Source organism: Collinsella sp. AF38-3AC (assembly GCF_003474365.1).
Classification (GTDB): Bacteria; Actinomycetota; Coriobacteriia; order Coriobacteriales; family Coriobacteriaceae; genus Collinsella.
This window is the reverse complement of record NZ_QROM01000011.1, coordinates 34,562-59,159: the sequence shown is the minus strand read 5'-3', so window position 1 is coordinate 59,159 and position 24,598 is coordinate 34,562. Positions and strand designations below refer to the sequence as shown.

General features: G+C 59.6%; 19 protein-coding genes and 1 tRNA gene. 6 read left to right on the top strand and 14 right to left on the bottom strand.

Features of this window, described 5'->3' with window-relative positions; all coding sequences use genetic code 11:
* Window positions 1–92: 92 nt before the first annotated feature.
* Window positions 93–1,130: a hypothetical protein gene (locus tag DW029_RS11175; protein ID WP_147351887.1), complete on the bottom strand. Its 1,038-nt coding sequence runs from the start codon at window positions 1,128–1,130 to the stop codon at window positions 93–95.
* A gap of 147 nt (window positions 1,131–1,277) precedes the next feature.
* Here DW029_RS11175 and DW029_RS07635 point away from each other — a divergent pair, with 147 nt between their 5' ends.
* Entirely contained in the window at window positions 1,278–1,754 is a 477-nt protein-coding gene (locus DW029_RS07635; protein ID WP_199582608.1) for a UDP-galactopyranose mutase, read from the top strand.
* A 632-nt stretch (window positions 1,755–2,386) separates the two neighbouring features.
* Here DW029_RS07635 and DW029_RS07630 read toward each other — a convergent pair.
* From DW029_RS07630 to DW029_RS07620, 3 genes are read right to left on the bottom strand one after another with little or no spacing between them, the layout of a single operon-like run.
* The gene (locus DW029_RS07630) at window positions 2,387–2,812 is read right to left on the bottom strand and encodes a hypothetical protein (protein ID WP_118345696.1); all 426 of its coding nucleotides are present in this window, start codon (window positions 2,810–2,812) and stop codon (window positions 2,387–2,389) included.
* Entirely contained in the window at window positions 2,813–3,325 is a 513-nt protein-coding gene (locus tag DW029_RS07625) for a type II TA system antitoxin MqsA family protein (RefSeq protein WP_158572638.1), read from the bottom strand.
* A gap of 10 nt (window positions 3,326–3,335) precedes the next feature.
* On the bottom strand, window positions 3,336–3,683 hold the full coding sequence (locus DW029_RS07620) for a type II toxin-antitoxin system MqsR family toxin (RefSeq protein WP_118345694.1): 348 nt from the start codon (window positions 3,681–3,683) through the stop codon (window positions 3,336–3,338).
* 388 nt (window positions 3,684–4,071) lie between these two features.
* Here DW029_RS07620 and DW029_RS07615 point away from each other — a divergent pair, with 388 nt between their 5' ends.
* On the top strand, window positions 4,072–5,982 hold the full coding sequence (locus DW029_RS07615) for a transglutaminase domain-containing protein (RefSeq protein ID WP_118345693.1): 1,911 nt from the start codon (window positions 4,072–4,074) through the stop codon (window positions 5,980–5,982).
* A gap of 17 nt (window positions 5,983–5,999) precedes the next feature.
* On the opposite strand, the gene thrS is transcribed toward DW029_RS07615, so the two are convergent.
* Entirely contained in the window at window positions 6,000–7,763 is a 1,764-nt protein-coding gene (gene thrS / locus DW029_RS07610) for a threonine--tRNA ligase (RefSeq protein ID WP_118345692.1), read from the bottom strand.
* Window positions 7,764–7,988: 225 nt separating this feature from the next.
* Window positions 7,989–8,420 carry a zinc ribbon domain-containing protein gene (locus tag DW029_RS07605; RefSeq protein WP_118345691.1) on the bottom strand — a complete coding sequence of 144 codons (432 nt, stop codon included), beginning with the start codon at window positions 8,418–8,420 and terminating at the stop codon, window positions 7,989–7,991.
* Between the two features lie 565 nt (window positions 8,421–8,985).
* On the opposite strand from DW029_RS07605, the gene DW029_RS07600 reads away from it, so the two are divergent.
* From DW029_RS07600 to DW029_RS07585, 4 genes are all read left to right on the top strand, one after another.
* Window positions 8,986–10,440, top strand: coding sequence for an NAD(P)/FAD-dependent oxidoreductase (locus DW029_RS07600; protein WP_118345690.1), 1,455 nt, complete (start codon window positions 8,986–8,988; stop codon window positions 10,438–10,440).
* A 1-nt stretch (window position 10,441) separates the two neighbouring features.
* Entirely contained in the window at window positions 10,442–11,788 is a 1,347-nt protein-coding gene (locus DW029_RS07595; protein ID WP_118345689.1) for an NAD(P)/FAD-dependent oxidoreductase, read from the top strand.
* Window positions 11,789–11,791: 3 nt separating this feature from the next.
* A complete protein-coding gene (locus DW029_RS07590; RefSeq protein ID WP_118345688.1) occupies window positions 11,792–12,184 on the top strand; it encodes a DUF1667 domain-containing protein in 393 nt (130 codons plus the stop codon).
* Window positions 12,185–12,658: 474 nt separating this feature from the next.
* Window positions 12,659–13,747 carry a Xaa-Pro peptidase family protein gene (locus DW029_RS07585; RefSeq protein ID WP_199582605.1) on the top strand — a complete coding sequence of 363 codons (1,089 nt, stop codon included), beginning with the start codon at window positions 12,659–12,661 and terminating at the stop codon, window positions 13,745–13,747.
* A gap of 150 nt (window positions 13,748–13,897) precedes the next feature.
* Here the strand turns inward: DW029_RS07585 and DW029_RS07580 are convergent, their stop codons facing one another.
* The 8 genes from DW029_RS07580 to gdhA all read right to left on the bottom strand — a co-directional run bounded on the left by DW029_RS07580 (window position 13,898) and on the right by gdhA (window position 24,373).
* Window positions 13,898–15,241, bottom strand: a complete 1,344-nt coding sequence (locus DW029_RS07580) for a folylpolyglutamate synthase/dihydrofolate synthase family protein (RefSeq protein ID WP_118345687.1) — start codon at window positions 15,239–15,241, stop codon at window positions 13,898–13,900.
* Between the two features lie 278 nt (window positions 15,242–15,519).
* Window positions 15,520–18,216 carry a valine--tRNA ligase gene (locus DW029_RS07575; RefSeq protein WP_118345686.1) on the bottom strand — a complete coding sequence of 899 codons (2,697 nt, stop codon included), beginning with the start codon at window positions 18,214–18,216 and terminating at the stop codon, window positions 15,520–15,522.
* A gap of 287 nt (window positions 18,217–18,503) precedes the next feature.
* Complete coding sequence (gene clpX, locus DW029_RS07570; protein ID WP_118345685.1) at window positions 18,504–19,910, bottom strand: ATP-dependent Clp protease ATP-binding subunit ClpX; 1,407 nt, start codon at window positions 19,908–19,910, stop codon at window positions 18,504–18,506.
* Window position 19,911: 1 nt separating this feature from the next.
* A complete protein-coding gene (locus DW029_RS07565; protein WP_118345684.1) occupies window positions 19,912–20,532 on the bottom strand; it encodes an ATP-dependent Clp protease proteolytic subunit in 621 nt (206 codons plus the stop codon).
* Window positions 20,533–20,695: 163 nt separating this feature from the next.
* Window positions 20,696–21,997, bottom strand: a complete 1,302-nt coding sequence (gene tig / locus DW029_RS07560; protein WP_227790170.1) for a trigger factor — start codon at window positions 21,995–21,997, stop codon at window positions 20,696–20,698.
* 88 nt (window positions 21,998–22,085) lie between these two features.
* Window positions 22,086–22,169, bottom strand: a tRNA-Leu gene (locus DW029_RS07555).
* A 57-nt stretch (window positions 22,170–22,226) separates the two neighbouring features.
* Window positions 22,227–22,763: an FAD binding domain-containing protein gene (locus DW029_RS07550; protein ID WP_199582602.1), complete on the bottom strand. Its 537-nt coding sequence runs from the start codon at window positions 22,761–22,763 to the stop codon at window positions 22,227–22,229.
* Between the two features lie 254 nt (window positions 22,764–23,017).
* Window positions 23,018–24,373, bottom strand: coding sequence for an NADP-specific glutamate dehydrogenase (gene gdhA / locus DW029_RS07545; protein WP_117743617.1), 1,356 nt, complete (start codon window positions 24,371–24,373; stop codon window positions 23,018–23,020).
* Window positions 24,374–24,598 lie beyond the last annotated feature (225 nt).

Sequence of the window (24,598 nt, the reverse complement as noted above, 5' to 3'; positions counted from 1 at the left end):
CCGGCGGACCATGTCGGGGCCGGCTCCATCACCCGTTTCCTAGACTGTCAAAATTTCAAATTACCTGACCTATTTAAATCGCGCAATGCCCCCTATCGCAAAGCTAATAGTTCATGGCCGTGTCTGTTGAGACGATAGCCGCAAAACGAGTACAGCTCCGATTCGTGCTCAGTTCCCGGACAGACAAGCTCATCTGCAAAAAACAGATGTTTAAGACAAACAGGGTTCTTGGAATGCTCAAGACACAGGCAACGTCCAGCTTCGCTGGAATAATGCCAGTGCCCATAGTCGACAATCATTGATTTGAGTGCATTGGCGGAGCGCCTTCCAAAATACACCCCTCGAATTGCCAAATTTCCATGCGCAACATCCGGAGTCATTCTTAGATTAAGTCCCCTGCCGCCGCCCACAGGACTATAAGCAACACAGGGTTCGTATGAATAAAACTCATCAACAATTGCATTGCTCAGTTGATAGGTAGTCTCACCGTGAGCTTCAAAGGGGCAAGAAAACTCTTGATGCAAATAGTCATGCAGCAGGCAGTATTGTCCGAATGCGGCCGGACTTTGCTCAAACAGCCTACGCACTTCGGAAGGAATATAAACACCAATACCAATGGCTTTAATAGGGCTAGCGACCTCATACGCTATCAAAGCAAATTGGTCACCAACGTTCACCCTGGCTTCGTCAAGCGTAGTGACTGGGTCACCGCAATTGACATATAAATAACTCTCACCGGGTTTGTTTAATCGCCCAAAATTGGTCACACAATTATTCGGTGGCTCCCACAGTTGACCCTGGTCAATAAACTGAGCTCCATAATCGAGAGAGGAAGAGACACTTCGCGCGCGAAAAACGATAGCCCCCTTAGGTAGGCTAACGTATTCAGGAAACTGCAAGTACATGCCATCAACACGAAGCTGGTTATGCAATATTTCTTGAGCATTTTCATAGCGGACATCAGCCCAAAGAGAACTTAGAGCTGGCAGCCTACATTCAAATTCCGCCTTTTCCAATGCAGCAATAAAACCATCCAAGTCACCTTGAATACAATTAAACATTCTCGCAATAACTAAGCTATCGAGGGGCTGACCAAACTCTCCAGCAGAAATAAACATAGAACGATGCAAGATGTAACTTCCTCCAAACAATCAGGCGCACACAGGTCAAATTAACTCGGTTATTTCAAAATAATTTTACCCTGCAGAATAACCGAGGATAACCTGTAGACAACACCACCATCCAACCCATAGCCCACCTCCACCCCCCATTTGCCCATGAAGCTGATCGCCGCCGAGCCCGATATCGCCGCCAGGACGGTCTACTGCGGCCCCATCGACGCGTTCTACGACTTCAGGCTGGGCACGCTCGAGTACCGCAGCCTGCGCTTCGAGACCGAGACGCTCGACGAGGCCGACCACCAGGGCGTGGCCGTGGTCAACTACACCGAGCGCGAGGTCCCCTACACCCGCGTCATCGAGCACAAGCACTTCGAGTTCGGCACGCAGGACAAGACCGTCATCACGCGCGAGTACCCGGCGGACTGGAAGCCCGGCGACGAGCCCTACTACCCCATCAACGACGCCAGGAACGAGGCCCTCTACAGGCAGTACGAGGAGCTGGCGGCACAGGAGGGCGACGTGGTCTTCGCAGGTCGCCTGGGCGGCTACAAGTACTACGACATGGACAAGGCCATCGCCGCGGCCTTCGAACTCGTCCGCAACGAGCTGGGTGTGGAGCCGACGGAGGCTTAAAAGCCCAAAACGAGCCCCTTTCGCGAGCCATAAACGTCACAAGCAAACATGCCAACGCCGGCAGGAGCAACTTCGCCTCTGCCGGCGTTTTAGTACGGAGACGAAGCCTTCGCTTTTGTCCATTATTTTGCAGAGGTCCCGTCTTTACGGAGCACACTACGGACGTCAAATCCGAAAGTATGCGGCAAATATCAAACATGCCGAGCACACGACAAAGTACCAACGCTTCTACCTGCGGCTTCTTTGTTCGAAAAGGGTGGTGTGCTCGAGGGTTTCGGGATTTGCCGCATACTTCCGGCAGGCGATTCCGAAAGTGCGGGGAAATCCGAGGGCTGCCGACCATGCCCCTATTTTAAGGTCCGGTGACCTGCGGTTTTGTTGCCGAAAAATGGATTGTGCTCGGCGGTTTCTGATTTTTCCCGCACTTCTGGAAACGCGCTAAAACCAAGCGTCCGGAAGCGAAGAATACACAGAACGCCCCTTGGAAAACGGCTCTTTAAACGCAAAAACCGCCTTTCGGCGGTTCCCACGGACCAAGCCGGACGTACCGTCGCTAGGCCTCATCAAGGGTTACTTTACGGAAGAGTCAGGCTGTGGTCAATCATTTTTCAGGTTTGGGGACAAAGGTCGAGCTACATAGAAAAGCTGATCTGTGGCAGATAAAGCGGCCCCCATACCCCACCGGCAGCAACATTCTCAATGATGCCCTTTGCAAAGGAATACAGGTCTTGCATGCCGAAGCTAAGCGCCTCCCTATCAAATGCCTCATCGTCTAAATCAGACGGAGCACGATAGATACCGGACACGGATATTTCGGAACGATAATAGTGGCCCTCATCACTGGGAATGAGCTCTATGACAAGGTTGAGCTGCCGAAATCTAACTCCGTTTTCATCAGAGAAGGCACTCGTTATGTCATTTCTAACGTTAAACTCACCGTCTGACTTATTAACTCCCTCCTTCGGGGCCATTCCGCCATCAAATGAAAACCTATCGACTTTTTTAGACACGCATGTAATCGACGAAGACTCAATGCGCTGCTTCTTCAACGAGTCCATTTACATCTCCAATCGGAAGGAATTCTCATCAACCAAAGGATCAGAATCCCTATAAGCAGGGGCTTTTCCTCCTGGTATTACAGACAAAAGCGGCGAGCTAAGAGTTGCGGTCCTCTCATGGAGAGCCAAGCCCAGGTATTCGCGCGCCTCGGGAACATCGCGAATGAGCCTCATAAGGATATTGGCAGTAACAGTCTGCTGAGACGCTCCGTTCTCCCATCGAGATGACGTTGGTTTTGAAACTCCTAAAAGTGACTCAAATTCATGCTGAGTTAAGCCTAGATCTGAGCGCAAATGCTTTATTTCCGAGGGAGATAGAAGCTCATGAGCCTTGGCGTATTGCGCGGCAAGCGCATGGGCGAGTTTAGTCGCCTCCGCAGCGGTCATTTCATCATTGCCGCACTCACAAATATAATGCCCAATTCCTTCAACAGTAATTTTCTCGCCACGGTAAATTTCAGTCATTGGCGCCGTGGTAAATTGCATTTCCTTGCCACATTCCATGCAACGCATGACTCCTCCTTTAATGAATATATCCATCGATGTTCGCAGACAAGACGTTTAAATGCGCCTTGCCTTCAGAATCGATTGAAAACTTAACGTACCAATCCTCACATTCAAAATCCCGACAAACATAGACGTCTGCGTAAACATCGTGCAAAGGCCCATCCATATCGAGTGCGATGGATTTCCTGAAATCGCTGGGCTTTAGGTAATCAAATAGATCGGCGAGAAAACGATCAATATCCAAATAGCCATAGTGGTTGATCAGGTGCCTGCGCACCTTGCCGTTTACAACCATCTCTCCCGAGCAGGCCAAGGATTTGGCCTCGTCTAGAGAATATGTCGGCCGAAACTTGGTTCGGTTCATGAGCACCCCTTAGTTAGCATGATGCTAACTATATTCGTATAGTCGCCAATTGGCAACTACATTCAGCGCACCAACGTAAGCGATCGATCGGATGGCGTCTTAGGCCCGACAAGAACAACCCTGACCGCAAAATCAAAGAGCACGGGCGTGCGGAGCTAGACATAGGCAACGGCCTTACGGACTTTTCCTGGAAGGTACCTGTTTCGAGCCTCACGGCACAACTCACAACGTCGCCAACGAACTACGATTTTCCCCTCCCCAACAAAATCCAGAATGTTCGCTGTTGTTGACTGGGGTTCCCGTAAAATAATCCCCAACAAAATATGTGCGGAGTGCTGGCCTGGAGCTGCCTTCGGACCCTATTGACTGCTCACCGAGAGGCTCCGCTATGAAACGACCCCTTTACTACCTGCTCTGCGCGATCGCGTGCACGTCCATGGTCAGCTCGACGATGCCCATGGCAGCCATCGCGGAAGCCATCCAGCCTCAAGCAACAGCCGAGCAGCAGGCGCAAGCCGACGCCACGAGCAGAGACGCAGGCAAGGCTGAAGACGGCACCAACACAAATGCGACAGCAGATACCGCAGAAGACAGCACCGCAACATCCACCGGCACCAGCGCCGTCAACACGGAAAGCGCCGACGGCACCACCGCCGCAACCGGCACCACCGCCCCATCCCTCCGCGCCCAAGCCAACGGCACACCCGAGGCAATCTCCACCACGTCACAAACCGACTACGCACACTCCGCCACGGCAACCCAAAACGGCGTCACCTTCACCGTCTCGTGGAACGATGCCCCCGCGGGCGCCGCAACGACCTTCCACGTAACCCAAACCAACGGCTCGTCCCAGGCCAAGGCGCGCATGGACGTGCCCACCTACTGGGACGGCGGCAGCCAGGAAAGCGTCTGCGACCCGTCGCGCCCGGCATGGGCCAGCTACTACATCCTGGGCACCTCGGGCCACGACTTTACCTTTGACTTCACGGCATCGGGCACGTACCGCATCCACTTCTACTTTATGGACAACGACAGAAACGACCCCCAAAACGACAAGGGGATCTACTACCTGCGCACCACGGCGGAGGTGACCGTCAACGACGCCGCCCGCCCAAGCGTCACGCAGATCGTCAACAACGCCGTGGACCTGTGCAGGCAAGAGACAAACGGCTCGGAGTACGACATGGCGCTGTGGCTCCACGACTGGACGCTTGACCAGCTGGAGTACGACCACAACCTCAACTGGTGCTCGGCCGAAAGCGGCCTCACACGCCACCAGGGCACCTGCGAGAGCTACCAGCGCATCTACTCCAAGCTCCTTAACGCAGCGGGCATCGCCAACGGCCGCATCACCGGCAACGGCCACACCTGGAACGCCGTAAAGATCGACGGCAAATGGTGTCAGATGGACCTAACCTGGGACGACACCAGCGAAAACTGGTACGGAGATCTGGACCAGCGCCATCTGTACTTTGGCCTGACCGACGAGCTCATGGCAATCGCCCACTCCGACCACACGGCTAACTACCAGAAGGCCGATTACGCCTACCGCTCAACCGACCTATCCAACAATTACTTTGTGCGAAATGGCAAAGCCGATGAATGGGCAGAGAAGTATGCCGACCGAATTCAACAGCACTTAGATGCCAAGGAAGAGAGCTTTTCCATCGATGCCGACAACAAGTTGTTTCCGCCGAGCATCTCGGGGATTCAGAATGGGATTATTGCGCATGCGATGAATTTGAGGGAGTGGAAAGTCCAAGGCGCCAAGGTTGAGCTAGCTGTGACTTCGAACGTGACCGCCCAATCCAGCAGTAAATGGAGCGCAATATACGACTTTGAAGCCAGATATACGTCAACAACAACCAAAGGTTGGCTGCTAGAAAACGGTATCTGGTATTACTTCAACGCTAACGGTACCTACGCAACCGGCTGGCAAACAATCGACGGCTCGCGTTATTACTTTGAAGACGACGGCACCATGGCAACCGGCTGGAAGGCAATCGACGGGAAGCGTCACCTCCTCACGAGCACAGGCAGGCCCGCCGCCAAGGGCTGGCTGCGGCTTGACGGCATCTGGTACTACGTAGTCAATGACGGCGAGGTTGCAACAGGATGGCGCCAAGTAAACAACTCCTGGTACCTGTTCAACGACAAAGGCGAGATGGCGACGGGCTGGCGGGAGGTGTCCGGGAAGCTGTACCTTTTTGTGCAACAAAAAAAGCCGCTCAACCAGCGGCTTTTCTTATTTGGGCATGAAAAAAGGCGACCGCCCTATGTGGACGGTCGCCTTTGTTAATTGTTGTGAAGTTTGCCTTAGGCGCGGGTCTTGATCTCCTCGAGCACCTTGGCAACAAACTCGTCAACGCTCATCAGAACGGTCTCATTGGAGCGATCGCGAACGGAGATGTTGCCGGCCTCGACCTCCTTCTCGCCCAGGATGAGCATATAGGGCACGCGGTCGATAGAGCGGGCCTCGCGGATCTTGTAGCCGATCTTCTCGTCGCGGTCGTCGCAGACCACGCGAATACCGGCCTCCTCCAGCTTGGCGCACACCTCGTGAGCGTAGTCGCGGCTCTTCTCAGAGACGGGAAGTGCCTTGACCTGCACGGGAGCCAGCCAAGTGGGGAACTTGCCCGCAAAGTGCTCAATCAGAATACCGATGAAGCGCTCGATGGAGCCAAAGCATACGCGGTGCAGCATGATGGGGCGCTTCTTGGTGCCGTCGGCGTCCACGTACTCCAGGTCAAAGTTGAGCGGCATCTGGAAGTCGAGCTGCACGGTACCGCACTGCCAGGTACGCCCGAGCGAGTCCTCCAGGTGGAAGTCGATCTTGGGACCATAGAAGGCGCCGTCGCCCTCGTTGACCTCGTAGTCCATCCCCAGCTTCTCCAGAGCGGTGCGCAGGCCCTCCTCGGCGCGAGCCCAGTCCTCGTCCGAACCCATGGAGTCCTCGGGGCGGGTGGAAAGCTCAACGTGGTACTTAAAGCCAAACTTCTGGTACACGGAGTCGATCAGGTTGACCACACCCACGATCTCGTCGGTCAGCTGGTCGGGACGCACAAACAGGTGGGCGTCGTCCTGGTTAAAGCAGCGCACGCGGAACAGGCCGTGCAGGGCGCCGCGGAGCTCGTGACGGTGCACCAAGCCAATCTCGCCGGCGCGGATGGGAAGCTCGCGGTAGGAGTGCGGCTTGGAGGCGTACACCAGCACGCCGCCCGGGCAGTTCATGGGCTTAATGCAGTACTCTTCGTCATCGATGACGGTGGAGTACATGTTGTCCTTGTAGTGGTCCCAGTGGCCCGAGGTCTTCCACAGCTGTTTGTTCATGATGAGCGGCGTGGAGATCTCCACGTAGCCGGCCTTGTGGTGGATCTCGCGCCAGTAGTCCAGCAACGTGTTCTTAAGGATCATGCCGTTGGGCAGGAAGAACGGGAAGCCGGGGGCCTCGTCGCGCATCATAAAGAGGTCCATCTCGCGGCCGATCTTGCGGTGGTCGCGCTTCTTGGCCTCCTCCAGCATGTGCATGTGCTCGTCGAGCTCTTCCTTGGTGGCAAAGGCGACGCCGTTGATGCGGGTGAGCATCTTGTTGTCCTTGTCGCCCTTCCAGTAGGCGCCCGAGACGCCGGTGAGCTTAAAGGCCTTGAGCGCCTTGGTGTAGCAGATGTGGGGGCCGACGCACATGTCGATGTAGTCGCCCTGCTGGTAAAAGGTGATGCGGGCGTCGTCGTCCAGGTCGCCGATGTGCTCGACCTTGTACTTCTCGCCGCGCTCCTCCATAAGGGCGATGGCCTCGGCGCGGGGCTTCTCGTACACGGAAAACTTGAGGTTCTCCTTGACGATCTTCTTCATCTCGGCCTCGATCGCGGGGAAGTCGTCCTCGCTGATCTTGACGCCCTCGGGCAGGTCGACGTCGTAGTAGAAGCCGTTGTCGGTCGCGGGACCGTAGGCAAAGTCGGCCTCGGGGTACAGGCGCTTGATGGCCTGCGCCATGATGTGCGCGGCGGAGTGGCGGATGACGTGCGTGACCTCGTCCTGCGGGAGCTCGGCCACCGAACCGTCATTGTAGAGTGCCTTCATGGGTATGTTTTCTCCTCTCGGATGCCTGATGCAAGTGCGTGCGATGCGCTCGGCGTTTTTGACTTGCATCATTATAGGCAGGTTGCCTTGGTATACAAGCGCCCGCCGCACCTTAATGGCACGGCGGGCGATTTTCTACGCATGCTTCATCGTGTGGGGCGGGGTGTGGGACGCGCGTGGCTTGCGGCGTGCCTGCGGCTTGCGACCAGCCCGGCGATGGATGCGTTACTGGATGCGAGTTCGGCAGTAGGGGCAGACCTTCCAGTGCGCATCGAGCGGGCGATGGCAGCTGGGACATACGTTGCGAACCTGGGTATCGCACACCGGGCAGACGACGAAGTCCTTCTCGATGGGCGCGCCGCACTGCGGGCAGGTGCCGTACTGGGCAAGTTGGCGCTCGCGCAGGGCCATGTCCAGCTCCTGCTCCTCGCGGTCGGACGCGTAGGAGTGCGGGCGCAGGACCAGGTAGGCAACGAGGCCCACAAACGGGATAAGGGCGATGATGCCCCATGCCACGTAGGCGCTGGCGCCGCGGCGGCGAGCGTCGATGAACACATAGACGACCGACAGCACATACAGGGCGATGATAAAGCCAACGAAGGCATAGACGACGCCCATGAGCTGCGGCGACATGAGCTCGGAGATGTACTTGGACATTACGGGTACCTTTCGGAATATTAACAGTTCGGTCAAGTTTACCACGGGGTTTGTTTATATGGGACCACGGCTGGGTACGGGGCTGGCGCGGACACAAACATCTCAATCTGTAACATCTAGGAGCAGAATCCGGGCCTAGGTGTTACAGAACGAGACACAGGGGGCCCTCCCCGACTTCAATCTCAATCTGTAACATCTTGGGCCCCAAAACCCCTCTTACTGTTACAAATCGAGACATTCAAAATCCGCCGGAAGGTTTGTCTTGATCTGTAACATCTAGAACCCAAATCCTCGTCTACCTGTTACAGGTCGAGACAAAGGAAACCGTCCGAACCGAATGTCTCAATCTGTAACAGTTACTCGGCAAAAACAGTCCCAGATGTTACAGAACGAGACAAACCTCTGACGCCAGGGGCGGCAGACGAGGTTATCGACGTTACTGAGTCTCCCCTCGTCTGCCGTTAGCGGGTACAGCGGGGCTGTTCGCCGCATTGCCGCCGCACTAAGGGTGTGCAGACCGTAGGATAGTCTTATTGACAGCCTGTCAACTCGTCTGGGAGGCACTGTGACAGAATCGTTTGATATCGCGATTGTCGGCGCGGGCATCACCGGATGCGCCATCGCGCGGCAGCTCGCGCGCTATGACCTGTCCATTTGCGTGGTCGAGGCGGCTAACGATATTGCGCTGGGCGCGTCGAAGGCCAACGGCGGCCTGGTGCACGCTGGCTACGATCCGGCGCCGGGCACGGTTAAGGCCCAGGTCAACGCTCGTGGTTGTGAGCTGTACGGTACGTGGGCACAGGAGCTGGGCTTTTTGTTCCGTCGCACCGGATCGATGGTGTTGGGCTTTAACGACGAGGACCGCGCGCATCTGGAGCAGCTGCGGTGCAACGGCCTTGCCAACGGCGTGCCCGAGCTGTCGATCATCGGACCCGACCGCATCCACGAATTAGAGCCGCGCGCCAGTGCCGATGCAACGTGCGCGTTGTGGTGCCCCTCGACTGGATTTGTCGACCCGTTTGAGGTTGCCATCGCCGCGCTGGAGAATGCCGTGGCCAACGGGGTGACACTTATGCGCTCCGCACCGGTGGAGGCGATTGAGGTTGCTGGCTCGGGCGACGGCTCGCGCTTTACGTTGGCGACCCCCGCTGGCAACGTGCGCTGCCGCTACTTGATCAACGCCGCGGGCAACGGCGCCGCCGACATCTCGCATATGGCGGGCGCCGAGGAATTCCAGATGGTCTGGCGTCAGGGCAACATCGTGGTGCTGGACAAGGAGCCGCGTGCGCTTATGCCGCTCTACCCCGTGCCCACGCCGTTGTCCAAGGGCGTTATCGTCACGGGCACGGTCCACGGCAACACCGTGATCACCGCCACGGCTGCCGTGCGTGAGCCGGGCGACACGCAGACCTATGCGAGCGATGTGAACGCGCTGCTGACGGGAGCGCGCAAGCTGATTCCCGATCTGGATACGCGCCGCGTGGTGCGCGCATTTGCCGGCGGGCGTCCGGTCATTCAGGGAACGAACGACTTCTTTATTGGACAGTCGGCCATGGTGCCGGGGCTTTTCCAGGCGGCGGGCATTCAGTCGCCGGGTGTGGCAAGCGCGCCGGCCATTGCCGAGCGCATGGAGCACGTGATGCGCAAGGCGGGCGTGGAGCTGCACGAGCGGACGGACTGGAACCCAATTCGCCGCGCGCCGGACGACTTTGACCACGCGCCGCTTGCGCGCAAGGAAGAGTTCATCGAGTCCGATCCCACGTGGGGACAGATTGTCTGCCGCTGCGAGACGGTGCCCGAGGCCGAGATTGTGGCCGCGATCCGACGCCAGCCGGGCGCAGTTTCGGTCGAGGGTGTCAAGCGCCGCTGCCGCGCCGGCATGGGTCGGTGCCAGAGCGGTTTTTGCCAGAGCCGTGTGGTGGCGATTCTTGCCCGAGAGCTGGACTGCGACCCCAGCGAGGTGCTGTTGGAGGACGCCGGATCTTGGCTGGTTGAGGGACCGCTGAAGGGGGTGCGCTAGGATGGCGAAATTCAAATCGAGCGCGATTGATTGCGGCGTCGTAGAAGCCGTACAAACGCAAGCCTTCGACGTGGTCGTTATCGGCGGCGGACCTGCCGGAATGGCGGCCGCGCTGGCCGCGCATAAGGCAGGAGCACGCGTGGCCATCGTGGAGCGCGAGCAGCACCTGGGCGGCATCCTCCGCCAGTGCATCCACCCCGGCTTTGGGCTTTCGCACTTTAAGCAGGAGCTCACCGGTCCCGAGTACGCGCAGCGCTTTATCGACCAGGTTCGCGCGACCGACATCGCGCTGTTCCTGAACAGCATGGTGATTTGGATTGATTCGGGCGAGCCTACGGAAGACACCGCGGTCCATACCGTCACGCTCATGAACCCCGCCGGCATGCTACGGCTCACCGGACGCGCGGTCGTCCTTGCCATGGGTTGCCGCGAGCGCACCCGCAGCGAGATCAAGATCCCCGGTAGCCGACCCGCCGGCGTGTTTACGGCCGGCCTGGCGCAGCGATACATCAATATCGAGAACCTCAAGCCCGGCTCGCGCGCCGTCATTTTGGGTTCGGGCGATATCGGGCTGATCATGGCACGTCGCTGCACGCTCGAGGGGATTTCGGTCGAGGGCGTATACGAGCTCATGCCGTACGCCAACGGGCTGCGCCGCAATGTGAAGAACTGTCTGGACGACTTTGGCATTCCGCTGCACCTGTCCACCACCGTGACGCGTGTAATTGGGCACGATCGCGTGGAAGCCGTCGAGGTGAGTCAGGTCGACGAGCGCCTGGCGCCCATTCCGGGGACCGAGCGCGTTGTTCCGTGCGACACGTTACTGCTTTCGGTGGGCCTGATTCCCGAGAACGAGCTTTCGGTTGCCGCTGGCGTGGAGCTGGACCCACGCACACGCGGCGCCGTGGTGGACCAGAGCCTGCAGACGGGCGTGCCGGGCATCTTTGCGTGCGGCAACGTGCTGCACGTGCACGACCTGGCCGACAACGTGACGACCGAGTCCGAAAGGGCTGGCGCAGCTGCAGCGGCGTACGCGCTGGGAACCGGCGCGGGCGCCGTTCCGGACTGCGAGCTCACGGTCTCCCCTGCCGGCATTGCGGGATACGCGCTGCCGGGACGCATTACGGCCGTGGCATTCACCAAGCTCAACTTCCGCGTACGCCGACCGGTCGATACCGCCCGCGTGCGTATTCTGGCAGGCGACGAGGAACTGCTTGCAGGCAAGGTCCGCGCGTTTAAGCCGAGCGTTATGGAGAGTTTCCCACTACCGGCGAAAGTCATCCAGCAAGCGCTCGACCTGGGCGCCAACGAGATAGTCCTGTCCGTCGATCCCGTCGAGGAGGCATAGACTATGAGCGATAACGTGATCGAAACGCTGCATTTCAACTGCACGACCTGCCCATCCGAATGCCTTCTGACCGTAAAGGTGGAGCGCGACGCCAATGGCGCCGTGGTGGAAGTGCGCTCCGTAATCGGCAACAACTGCCCGCGCGGAGATAAGTTCGCACATCAGGAGCTCACCTGCCCTATGCGCGTGCTCACGACGACCGTGGCCGTCTCCGGCAGCGACGAAGCCCTGCTCCCCGTGCGCACATCCGAAGCCATCACGCTAGAACTCCACGCCCAAGCCATGAATCTCATCCGAGGCCTAGTCGTCAACGCCCCCATCCGCATGGGAGACGTCGTGCTTGAGAACCTCCTAGACACCAACATCAACCTAATCGCCAGCATGGACATCGAGTAGCTAATTTGGGACGGGGCTCTTTTAGCTACCCCGCCATCCACCCCGCCCCTCCTCAATTGCGGTGAAATAGTTCCTGATTTCCGCCAAAACCCCGGCATCCAGGAATTATTCCACCGCAACTATCCTTGGAATCGGTATTTAGATTGTGCCTACTTTAGTGCCATTTCAAAACTATGCCGGATTACGGGGCTAATTCGGAGACCCCCATCCTTGCCGACACTTTTAGATTTTTGATAAGCCGTCTACCTGCGGTTTTAATTTCGCGATTTTTCCCATGGTCAAGTAATACAGGTCCAGCCCCGTAATCCACCATACTTTTGAAACCAGCCCATTTGGGACGGGCCTCTTTAGACATCTTTTACTGCTTGATAGGCTGGTCATGCCAAGGAGTGTCCCGAAGTGCCGGCATAAAAGGAACGTCCCTATGTGCCGGGCTTGGGATACCATGGTGGCAGTCTAGCGAAAGGATGTTTCATGGCACATGTCGATGACCAGCGTGTGGCGTGCGTGCTCGATGCACTCGAAGCGCAGCACCCCGGCGCACAGCTGCTCGTAAACGACCCGTGGTCGATCTATTACCTGACCGGCTTTTATGCCGATATGTTCGAGCGTTTTTGTGGCGTGCTGCTCGCGCGCGGTGCCGAGCCGGTGATCCTAGTCAACGCCCTGCACCAGCTGCCAGAGTATGACAATGCCCGCGTTGCCTACCACACCGATACCGATATCGTGACCGATGCCATCGCTCGCGAGATCGATCCGACCAAGCCCCTTGGCATCGACACCGTCATGCGCTCTGGCTTTTTGATGCCGCTCATGGAGCGCCATGCCGCCAGCGAGTTTTTCCTGGGTGATTTTGCCGTGACCGCCGCGCGCGCCCACAAGGATGCCGCCGAGCAGGAGCTCATGCGCGTGTCCTCGGCCGCCAACGACGCCGTGATGGCCGATGCCATCAAACTCGTCCACGAAGGCGTGACGGAGCGCGAAATCGCCGACCAGATGCTCGGCCTGTACCGCAATCACGGCTGCGAGGGCTTTAGCTTTCCGCCCATCGTGAGCTTTGGCGCCAACGCCGGCGATCCGCACCACGAACCCGACGACACTGCACTCAAGCGCGGCGACGTGGTGCTGTTCGACATTGGCGGACGCCGCTGCAACTACTGCTCGGACATGACGCGTACGTTCTTTTGGGGCGAGCCGGACGAGGAGACGGCGCGCATCTACGACATCGTGCGCCGTGCCAACGAGGCCGCCGAGGCGCTCATCGCACTGGGCGTGCGCATGTATGACCTGGACCGCGCCGCACGCGACGTGATTGAGGACGCAGGCTACGGCAAGTACTTTACGCATCGCCTGGGCCACTCGATCGGTCTGCAGGACCACGAGCCGGGCGACGTCTCGCTGGTCAACGAGCAGGTCGTAGAGCCGGGCATGACGTTCTCCATCGAGCCGGGCATCTACCTCCCCGGCCGCACCGGTGTTCGCATCGAGGACCTAGCCCTGGTGACCGAGAACGGCGTCGAGATTCTCAACGCCTACCCCCACGACGCCATGCGCCTGGACTAGGCTCATCCCCAACTGAAGAGGAAACTTGGGTAGCTAATTTGGGACGGGGCTTTTTTGCTGCCCTATGTCAAATGTGGTTTCCTGCTTCGAAGACTCCGGGTAGGGTAGCTAAAAAAGCCCCGTCCCAAATTAGCTACCCTCCAGGATGGGTTAACGGAGCAGGCCGGCTACTTCGCCGGCTAGGGTGATGGTGCCGGCTGCTACGAAGGGCTCGCCCGCGGCATCGAAGGCAGCGAGGGCCTCGGGCACGCTGGGGTACACGCCCGCGAGCTTATCGGCATCAACGAGAGCGGCGAGTTCCTCTGCCGGCAGGGCGCGATCGGAATCGGTCTGGGTCACGACCACGCGGGGGAACGCCGGAACCAGAACGTCAACGATACCCGCCACATCCTTGTCGGCCAGCGCAGCGCACAGCAGCGTGGGGCGATTCTCCACGCACGGATCGATCTCGTCCAGCGCGCTCACAAAGTTCTCGCAGCTCTGGGGATTATGGCAGGCGTCAATCAGCTTGAGCGGATCAGTTCCCAGCACATCAAAGCGACCCGGTGTGGGGCAACCCATAAGCGACGCATCAAGCGCATCGTGGTCAAGCTCACGGCCCAGATAGCCCTCGCACAGCATAATCGCGCACGCGGCATTCTGCGGCTGGTATGCCGGCTTCACCATGCTCGTCGTATAGATCGCACGCGGCGTGGTGCAGCTAAACTCAACCGTGTCGCCCACATGCGCCGGCACCTTAGTCGTGGCGTGGCTCACCACGAGCGGCACGTTGCCGCACTCGCGGCAACGGGCATCCATCACGCGCTGAACGCTCGCCTCGTGCGTGCCCTCGCCCAAAACAACCAAGCGCCCGGGTTTGATAACCGCAGCCTTCTCCCCCGCAATGGCCTCGAGCGTGTCGCCCAGGATACGCGTGTGGTCGAGCCCGATGCCGGTGATGGCAACGGCGACGGGATCGGTCGCACTCGTGGCGTCCCAACGGCCGCCCATGCCAACCTCGAGCACGGCAACGTTCACCGCGGCCTCGGCAAACACCACAAGAGCAGCAGCCGTCAGCAGATCAAACGGCGTGATGGTATAGGCGCGCTCCCCCGCCGCCACACGACGGGCATTCACGCGATGCCCCGCCTCGACGGCGGCAGAAACGCCACGAGCAAAGGCCTCATCGCTCACGACGCGCCCGTCGACCTCCATGCGCTCGGGATAGCGCACAAGCTGCGGCGACGTATACAGCGCAGTCTTTAACCCCTCACCACGAAGGATAGCAGCCGAAAAACGCGTGGTCGAAGTCTTGCCATTGGTACCGGCAACCTGAATGCAATCGTAATACTCATCCGGACGGCCCAGCTCATCGAGCATATCGACAACCGTCTCAAGCAGAGGCCCAGCATCCCCCGAAATCCGCCCCGTATCAGCAGCAAGCCCCACAGCCTCATCAAACGAAAGCAAATCAAACGAGAAAGGAACGACATACGACCCAGAACGCTTAGCCATAACCCAAAGTCCCCTCAACATAAAAAGAGGCCCGAATCAACAACGAGCCCCTCCCATTCAAAATATCAGCCAAACACCGCTTTGCAGCGAGCTAAAGGCCACAACCAAGTTGCCCTAACCCACCAGCTGCAAACAACCACGTAACCGCCATGGGAGCGGTTTGGGGCTTTGCTCGATACAAGTTCCGCACGAGCCGAAGGCCACTTAATGTGGCCTTCGTGCGAGCAGGACTGTCCGCAGTAGCGAACAATGCCCCAAACCGCGTCCCCCAGTACCGCCTACGAGAAGTCAGCAACCTGAGCAGTCAGCGCCGCCAGAATCTCCTTGAGCTCAGCTGCACGGTCCCTCTTCTTCTGGACCACCGCAGGCGCGGCCTTAGCCACAAAGCCCTCGTTGGCGAGCGTCTTCTCGCAGCCGGCAAGCTCCTTCTGAGCCGCGGCGATCTCCTTCTCCAGGCGCGCCTTCTCGGCCGAAAGATCAACCTTGCCCTCGAGCACCACAAAGACCTCGACGCCGCTATCGACCACGGCAATGCTCGCGGCCGGCTTCTCGACGTCGGTACCCATGGCCAGCGAAGCGGTGTTCGCCAGCGGCTCGATGGTCGAACGCAGGCTCTCGAGCTTCTCGATGTCCTCGGCGCCGGCGCGCACGACCACGTCGAGCTCGGCCTTGGGGCTCAAGCGATAACGCGAACGCGTGGCGCGGGCGGCGGACACAACGGTGCGGCACAGCTCAAACGCGCGCTCGGCGGGCTCGTCAACGTACTTGGCGTAGTCGGCGGGCTCGGGCCACTTGGCGATCATGAGCGCCTCGGCGCGGTTCACGTTGCCCTCGGCGTCCAGGTCGAGCACGCTCGCCGGCATGTTGTCCCAAATCTCCTCGGTGACAAACGGCATGAGCGGGTGCATCAGGCGAATGGAGGTGTCGAGCACAAAGATCAGGTTGCGCTGAGCCTGCAGACGGCCCTCGCCCTTCAGGCGGGCCTTAGTGACCTCGACGTACCAGTCGCAGACCTCGTTCCAGAAGAATTGCTGCACGCCGCGGGCCATGTCGCCAAAGGTGTAGTTCTCGATGCCCTCGGTGACCATCTTCACGGCCTTGGCCAGACGGCTGAACATCCAGGCGTCGGCCGGCGTCTCCACGACGGGCTCGCCGGGCGTGTAGCCCTCCATGTTCATGAGCAGGAAGCGGCTGGCATTCCAGATCTTTGTCACAAACGACTTGGCCTGCTCGGTACGCGGGCTGTCGATGAGCTTCTTGGACTTCTTATCGATGTTCGCGTCGAACTTAACGTCCTGATTGTTGGTGCACAGCGTGAGCAGGTTGTAGCGCATGGCGTCGGCGCCATACATGCCAATAAGGTCCATGGGGTCAACGCCGTTGCCCTTGGACTTGGACATGCGGCTGCCGTCCTTGGCAAGAATCGTCGGGTAGATGACGACGTCCTTAAACGGCACCTCGTCCAGGAAGTACAGTGAGCTCATGACCATGCGGGCAACCCACAGTGCGATGATGTCGCGCGCGGTGACGAGCGCCGTCGTGGGGTGATGGCCCTCGAGCAGCTCCGGCTTTTGCGGCCAGCCCTGCGTGGCGAAGGTCCACAGCTGCGAGCTGAACCAGGTGTCCAGCACGTTCTCGTCCTGACGCACGTGATGGCCGCCGCACTTGGGGCACACATCGGTGTCCTCGGTGAGGGCGTCCTCCCAGCCGCAGTCCTCGCAGTAGAACACGGGAATGCGGTGGCCCCACCACAGCTGGCGGCTAATGCACCAGTCCTTAAGGTTCTCCATCCAGGTGGTGTAGGTCTGCGTCCAGCGCGCGGGGTGGAAGGTAACCTTACCGGAGTTGACGGCGTCGAGCGCCGGCCCCTTGAGCTTGTCAACGGCCACAAACCACTGCTCGGACAGCCACGGCTCAAGCGCAGCGTCGCAGCGGTAGCAGTGCATGACGGAGTGATCGAGGTCCTCGACGTGGTCGAGCAGGCCGTGCTCGTCGAACCACTTGATGACGGCCTCGCGGCACTCGTCGCGGTTCATGCCGGTGAACTCGCCATAGCCCTCGACGACCACCGCGTGCTCGTCGAAGATGTTGATCTGCGGCAGGTCGTGGGCCTGACCCATGGCGTAGTCGTTGGGGTCGTGGGCCGGGGTGACCTTAACGAAGCCGGAGCCAAAGTTGGCGTCGACATGCCAATCCTCAAAGATGGGGATCTCGCGGTCGACGATGGGGAGCTTGACGGTCTTACCCACAAAGGCGGCCTTCTCGGGGTCCTTCGGGGAGACAGCGACGCCCGTGTCGCCGAGCATGGTCTCGGGGCGCGTGGTGGCGACGACGATGTAATCCTGGCCGTTGACCGGCTCGGTCAGCGGGTAGCGCAGGTGCCACAGGTGGCCCTTCTCGTCCTTATATTCGGCCTCGTCGTCCGAGATGGCGGTGGTGCAGTTGGGGCACCAGTTAACGATACGCTTGCCACGGTAGATCAGGCCGTCGTGGTACCAATCGCAGAAGACCTTGCGCACGGCCTGTGCGTAATCCTCGTCCATGGTGAAGCGCTCGTTGTCGAAGTCGACGGAGCAGCCCATGCGCTTGATCTGCTCGACGATGATGCCGCCGTACTCGTGGGTCCAGTCCCAGCAGGCGTCGACAAACTTGTCGCGACCGATCTCCAGGCGGCTGATGCCCTCACTCTTGAGCTTCTTGTCGACCTTAGTCTGCGTGGCGATACCGGCGTGGTCGGTGCCGAGCACCCAGCGCGTGGACTTGCCGCGCATGCGGGCCATGCGGATGATGGCGTCCTGGATGGAGTCGTCGGTAGCGTGGCCCATGTGGAGCTTGCCGGTCACGTTGGGAGGCGGAATGGTGACGGTGCAGTCGCCCACGCCCTCACGGCGCTTGTAGTAGCCGCCGTCGAGCCACTTCTGCAGGATCGCCGGCTCGTTGGTCGACGGATCGTAGTTCTTGGGCATCTCTTCCATATATCTCTCCCTGTCCCGCCGGGGAGGAATGTAGGCCCGATTTTCGTTCGGTCAGGTCCTGGGCTCGCACGAAGACCACATTAAGTGGTCTTCGGCTCGTGCGGAATCTACGAAAAACGGGCCTACATTCCTCCCCTTAGGTATCGATTACTTCAGTCTGAATTGACTTCGCTTTGGCTTAAACAAACACACAGAATAGCACAGGTAGTTGGGGTTATTGCGTATATATAAAATAGCCTCCGACCGCGGGTGGTCGGAGGCTATTTGCAAGCACGTTTTTGGCTGGTTTAGCCGTAGATGCGCTGGGGCTGCTCTTCGCCCTTGACGGAAGCTTCGGTCACGACGACCTTGGCTACGCCCTCCTCGCTGGGGAGGTCGAACATCGTCTGCTGCAGCACGTCCTCGCAGATGGAGCGCAGGCCTCGGGCGCCGGTCTTGCGGGCGAGCGCCATGCGGGCGATCTCGTGCAGAGCCGCGTCCTCAAACTCAAGCTCAACGTCCTCGAGCTGAAACATCTTACGATACTGGCGCACCACGGCGTTCTTGGGCTCGGTCAGAATCGACACCAAGTCGTCCTCGTCAAGCGCCTGCGTCTGGGTGACGACGGGCGTACGTCCCACAAACTCGGGGATCATGCCAAAGGCGTTGAGGTCCTGCGGGAGCACCTGGCGCAGCAGGTCGTTCTCGTCGACCGAGGTGGGGCCGGCGATCTCGGAGTTAAAGCCCACACCCTTGTTGCCCACGCGGTCGGCGATGATCTTGTCCAGACCCACAAAGGCACCACCGCAGATAAACAGGATGTTGGTCGTGTCGATCTGCAGCAGCTCCTGCTGGGGATGCTTGCGGCCGCCGGTGGGCGGAACGCTTGCCACCGTGCCCTCAAGAATCTTAAGCAGCGCCTGCTGAACGCCCTCGCCCGAAACATCGCGAGTAATGGAGAGGTTCTCGGCCTTGCGGGCGATCTTATCGATCTCGTCAACGTAGATGATGCCAACCTGCGCGCGTTCGATATCGCCATCGGCGGCGTTGATGAGCTTGAGCAGGATGTTCTCCACATCCTCGCCCACGTATCCGGCCTCGGTGAGCGCGGTTGCGTCGGCGATGGCAAACGGCACCTCGAGGATGCGCGCGAGCGTCTGGGCGAGCAGGGTCTTACCGGTACCGGTGGGACCGAGCAGCAAAATGTTGGACTTGGCGAGCTCCACCTCGTCCATATCGTCGTCGAACTGCGAGCCCATGTCGTCGTCAAAGGCAGACACCGCGGCGCCGCCCTCGATCACGCGACGATAGTGGTTGTACACGGCCACCGACATGGCGCGCTTGGCGTCTTCCTGGCCCATTACATAGGCCGAGAGCTCGTCATAGATCTCGTGCGGCGTCGGCACGTGCGTGATGACCTGGCGGTCGTCCTCGAGCTCAAAGCCCTCGGTCTCGGGGTCCACGGCGGGCTGGGATGCTGCCTGGCCGTGGTCGTTGAGGAAGCCCGGCAGCTTGCCGTTGCGGGCAGCGTCCATAAAGTCCGAAGCCAGCGACTCCTCCAAAATCTCGGAGCAGGCGGCGACGCACTCGTCACAGATAAAGATGTTGGTCGGGCCCTTTACGAGGCGACGGACCTGGCCCTGCTCTTTTCCGCAGAAGGAGCAGCGGATGGGGTTGCCGTTCTCGTCAAAGTTGTCCTGCATGTTTCCTGCCATCCTAGGCATCCTTCACGGCGAGATCGCGCGAGGTGACGATACGGTCGATCAGGCCGTAGTCAAGGGCCTCAGCAGCGGTCAGGTAGTTGTCGCGCTCGGTGTCGGCCTGGACCTTCTCGATGGGCTGGCCCGAGGCGTCGGACAGGATCTGGTTGAGCTCGCGGCGAGTCTTCTTGATCTCCTCGGCAACGATCTCAATCTCGGTTTGCTGACCCTGGGCACCGCCGCTGGGCTGGTGAATCATGACCTTAGAGTGCGGCAGGCAGAAGCGCTTGCCCTTGGCGCCGGCCGAAAGCAGCACGGCGGCCATAGACGCGGCCATACCGACGCAAATCGTCGAGACCTGCGGCTTGATGAAGTTCATGGTGTCCAGAATCGCCAGGCCAGAGTATACCTCGCCACCGGGCGAATTGATGTAGAGCGAGATATCCTTCTCGGCATCCTGGCTCTCAAGATGCAGCAGCTGGGCAACGACCAGGTTGGCACTGACAGAGTTGATCTCCTCGCCCAAGAAGATGATGCGGTCGTTGAGCAGGCGCGAATAGATATCGTAGCTGCGCTCGCCGCGCGGCGTCTGCTCGATAACGTATGGCACGAGGGCGGAATCGAACTTAGCGATCATACGCATCTCCATTTCTCTCTTGCGGACCAAATTGGTTCTAGATAAACGTACGGTGCCCGCATGCTATGCATTGGCTGGCACCGTACGAAGCAACCGGATAACCGGCTTATAACTTTACCCCATCACGGGCGCATCCATGCGCTCGCGGAAAAGGTGGCGAGAATTACTCGGCGTCCTTGGCGGTCTCGTCGACCTCGGTCACCTTGGCGTTCTCGACCAGGTGGTCGACGGCCTTGGAGCGACGGATGGACTCGCGGACGGCAGGCATGCGGCCATCGGCGATGAACTCGGCCTTGGAAGCCTCGACGTCCTTGACGCCGGCCTTCTCGAACTCGGCGTTGATGTCGTCCTCGGTGACCTCGATCTTGAGCTCACGGGCGAGAGCGTCGAGAGCCAGGGACTCACGAGCAACGTCGTTGGCCTGCTTGTGCAGGTCGCCGATGAACTGCTCCATGGTCAGACCGGAAGCGGGCAGCCAGGTGTCCAGGGTCATGCCGCGGGCAGCGAGGTTGGACAGGAAGTTCTGGCCAAGCTCCTCAAAGACGGACTGCTCGTAGTCGGCGTCCATCTCGTCGAGCTGCAGACGCTCGGCGAGAGCGGAGACGCAACGGTTCTCCTTCTCGGCCGGGAGGCGAGAAGCCTTGTCCTGCTCGATCTCGATCTTGATGGCGTCGCGCATGGCGTCGATGCTGTCGAAGCCAAAGTCGGACTTGACGAGCTCGTCGGTGAGCTCGGGGGTGTTGCGGACCTTGATGCCCTTGACGGTGACCTCGACGGTGTGGGTCTCGGCCTCCTCGCCCTCCTCGACCTCGTCGGTCCAGGTGACGGTCTTGACGTCGTCGACGTTAGCGCCGATCAGGGCCTCGTTGAACTCCTTGGGGTTGCTGTCGCTACCGGCGATGAGCATACGGCCCTCGGCGGCGAAGTTGTCGGCGTTCTCGACGGCCTTGAGGTCGACGGTCACGTAGTCGTCAGCCTCGACGGCGCGACCCTCGACGTCCTCGAAGGTGGCACGGTAGTTGAGGAGCATCTCGACCTGGTTGTTGATCTCGGACTCGGTGACCTCCGCGGGAGGCATCTCGATCTCGACGGCGTCGAAGGAGGAGAGCTCAGCGGCAGGACGCAGGGAGAACTCGACGGTGTAGGTGTAGTCCTCGTGATCCTTGGCGAGGTCGAGCTCCTTGTAGTCACCGTTCTTGGTGGGGACGATGTCCAGCTCGTTGAGGACGACGGGCTCGTTGGCGGCGATCAGGTCGTTGGTGGCCTGAGCGAGGGTAGCCTCGGCGCCAAGAGCAGAGTCGATGACCGGACGGGGAGCCTTACCGGCGCGGAAGCCCGGGAAGCGGTACTTCTTGGCGGTGTCCTTGTAGGCCTTCTTGATCGCGGCGTCGACGTCGGCGGCCGGAATGGTGACCGTAGCGGTGAGCTTGGCGTCCTTGACGTCAGAAGCGGTGATGTTCAACACGTTCCTCCTCATACTGCCCAGCTTATCTGAGGTGCTGGTACCTTTATGCAACAAAGAGTCGCGACGGCGAAAGCCGACGCAGGTGCGTTGGTGCGGGCGAAAGGACTCGAACCTTCACGGGAATCCCACCAGAACCTAAATCTGGCGCGTCTACCAATTCCGCCACGCCCGCATGAGCGCACAGACTAGGAATGATAGCAGATACGAACGGCAAGCGCACGCACACGTTTTACAGGCTCACGACCTCACCACGAGTTGCCGATGGCTCAGGGTAGCTAATTTGGGACGGGGCTATTTTATCTACCCCACCAAGGCATTCGAGCTCGGGGTCGAATTCGAAGTGTGGGTAGCTAAAGCGTACGGCCTCGTAGCTCGCGCGGTAGTCGTGTTTGACGACCACGATGTGCTCGATCACGTCACGCACGTAACCCATGTCCACGAACTCGGCGAGCGGCACGCGGCCGGCACCCGTCAGCTCAACATAGGAATCGAGCGCGAGGAAGGCGGAGAGCACATCCGAGAAGCCAAAGCGGCCGTAGATGCTGCCACCCATCGTGGCGGTATTGCGCAGCTGCACGCCCACAATGTCGTGGACGGCAAACTCAAACACATTGTTGACGAGCGCGTTGAGCTCGGCATGGCGCTCGAGCTGGCGCAGGGTGCACATGGCACCGATGCGAAACTCGGTCTCGGTCTCCTCAATCTGATCGAGTCCGCAGGCCGAAAGGTCAATCGCCGTCGCCACGCGACGCGATCCCAGTCGCATCCAGATGCCGCCGCCCACAATCTTGTTGTTGCGGTTTTACTGCAAGAGCTCATAGGCTTCGGCCGCGTTTCCAACACGGACGTAGGTACCGAACTTGAGCAAGTTCTCCCCCATCTCTTTACTTGTCCAGTACCTCTAAGTGTACCAAACGAGGGCGCACGACCCTCGCCACCATAGAAAAAGGCTCCCGGCCGATATGGTCGAGAGCCTTAGGTGCATCAGCTGGTGCTGAACGGAGCTATGTTGAGCTGGATTTAGCAGACGCCCTGAGCGAGCATGGCGTCGGCGACCTTCAGGAAGCCGGCGATGTTGGCGCCCATGACAAAGTTGCCCTCCTGGCCATACTCCTTGGCGGTGTCGTCCACGTTGTGGAACATGCCGCGCATGAGCTGCTCGAGCTTACCGTCGACCTCCTCGAAGGTCCAGGACAGGTGCTCGGCGTTCTGGCTCATCTCCAGGCCGGACACGAGCACGCCACCGGCGTTGGCAGCCTTACCAGGCATAAAGGCGACGCCGTTCTCCTGGAAGTAGGTCGTGGCCTCGATGGTCGTGGGCATGTTTGCGCCCTCGCCGACCACCTTGCAGCCGTTGGCGACGAGCGCTTGGGCGTCCTCGAGCAGCAGCGTGTTCTCGCGAGCACAGGGCAGCGCGATGTCGCAGGGCAGCTGCCACACGCCGCGGCCGTCGCCCTCGTGCCACACGGCGTTGGGCTTCTCGTCAACATACATGGCGAGCGTGACGCCCTTATCGTGACCGGAACGCTTCTGGTTGTAGACGTGCTCGAGCACGGAGTAGTCGATGCCGTCGGGATCCTCGACCCAGCCGTGGGTATCGGAGCAGGCCAGCACCTTGCCGCCGAGCTGGGAAACCTTCTGGACGGCGTAGATAGCGACGTTGCCGGAGCCGTGAACGACGACGTTCTTGCCCTCGAAGGAGTCGCCGCGGCTCTTGAGGTACTCGTCCACAAAGTAGACCAGGCCGTAGCCGGTGGCCTCGGTACGGGCGAGCGAGCCGCCAAAGGAGAGGCCCTTGCCGGTGAGGACGCCGGTCCACTCGTTGGTCAGGCGCTTGTACTGACCGAACATGTAGGCAACCTCGCGGCCGCCAACGCCCAGGTCGCCGGCGGGAACGTCGGTGTTGGGGCCGATGTGACGATAGAGCTCGGTCATGAAGGACTGGCAGAAGTGCATGATCTCGTTGTTGGACTTGCCCTTGGGGTCAAAGTCGGACCCGCCCTTGCCGCCGCCCATGGGAAGGGTGGTCAGGCTGTTCTTGAGGATCTGCTCCAGACCCAGGAACTTGAGCATGCCCAGGGTGACCGTCGGGTTAAAGCGCAGGCCGCCCTTGTAGGGTCCAATGGCAGAGTTGAACTCGACGCGATAGCCGCGGTTGACCTGGACCTTGCCCTGGTCGTCAACCCAGGGAACACGGAACATAACGATGCGCTCGGGCTCGACGAGGCGCTCCAGCAGGGCGGCCTCCTCGTACTCGGGGTGGGCGTCGAGCGCCGGCTGGATGGTGCCGAGGATCTCGGTCGCGGCCTGGATGAACTCAGGCTGCTCGGGATAGCGAGCCTTGAGCTCTTCGAGAACTTTCTGCGTGTAGCTCATGCTTCCTCCAATGATGGGAAACGAAAAGTGTCGGTCGCGGCACCCTATGCGCCGCGAGCTTTATCGTGTATGGATAATATCGCACTGTTGCGGCAAAGTTACGAATAAGACCGCAGGCGGATGTTTCATTTTGATTACGATGCAGGTAGATGGGTTTTTGACCGCCTGACGTGCAAATCGCGTGTTTCAAAGCTGTTTCTCGCACGTTTCGAAACCACCACAAAG

Bases quoted from the DNA above. Each gene is read 5' to 3' on its own strand.
- DW029_RS07625 (WP_158572638.1), bottom strand. From the start codon at position 3,325: ATGCGTTGCATGGAATGTGGCAAGGAAATGCAATTTACCACGGCGCCA.
- DW029_RS07550 (WP_199582602.1), bottom strand. From the start codon at position 22,763: ATGCGACTGGGATCGCGTCGCGTGGCGACGGCGATTGACCTTTCGGCC.
- DW029_RS07605 (WP_118345691.1), bottom strand. From the start codon at position 8,420: ATGTCCAAGTACATCTCCGAGCTCATGTCGCCGCAGCTCATGGGCGTC.
- DW029_RS07575 (WP_118345686.1), bottom strand. From the start codon at position 18,216: ATGGAAGAGATGCCCAAGAACTACGATCCGTCGACCAACGAGCCGGCG.
- DW029_RS07630 (WP_118345696.1), bottom strand. From the start codon at position 2,812: ATGGACTCGTTGAAGAAGCAGCGCATTGAGTCTTCGTCGATTACATGC.
- thrS (WP_118345692.1), bottom strand. From the start codon at position 7,763: ATGAAGGCACTCTACAATGACGGTTCGGTGGCCGAGCTCCCGCAGGAC.
- DW029_RS07580 (WP_118345687.1), bottom strand. From the start codon at position 15,241: ATGGCTAAGCGTTCTGGGTCGTATGTCGTTCCTTTCTCGTTTGATTTG.
- DW029_RS07615 (WP_118345693.1), top strand. From the start codon at position 4,072: ATGAAACGACCCCTTTACTACCTGCTCTGCGCGATCGCGTGCACGTCC.
- DW029_RS07595 (WP_118345689.1), top strand. From the start codon at position 10,442: ATGGCGAAATTCAAATCGAGCGCGATTGATTGCGGCGTCGTAGAAGCC.
- DW029_RS07635 (WP_199582608.1), top strand. From the start codon at position 1,278: ATGAAGCTGATCGCCGCCGAGCCCGATATCGCCGCCAGGACGGTCTAC.
- DW029_RS07585 (WP_199582605.1), top strand. From the start codon at position 12,659: ATGGCACATGTCGATGACCAGCGTGTGGCGTGCGTGCTCGATGCACTC.
- DW029_RS07590 (WP_118345688.1), top strand. From the start codon at position 11,792: ATGAGCGATAACGTGATCGAAACGCTGCATTTCAACTGCACGACCTGC.
- clpX (WP_118345685.1), bottom strand. From the start codon at position 19,910: ATGGCAGGAAACATGCAGGACAACTTTGACGAGAACGGCAACCCCATC.
- DW029_RS07620 (WP_118345694.1), bottom strand. From the start codon at position 3,683: ATGAACCGAACCAAGTTTCGGCCGACATATTCTCTAGACGAGGCCAAA.
- gdhA (WP_117743617.1), bottom strand. From the start codon at position 24,373: ATGAGCTACACGCAGAAAGTTCTCGAAGAGCTCAAGGCTCGCTATCCC.
- DW029_RS07565 (WP_118345684.1), bottom strand. From the start codon at position 20,532: ATGATCGCTAAGTTCGATTCCGCCCTCGTGCCATACGTTATCGAGCAG.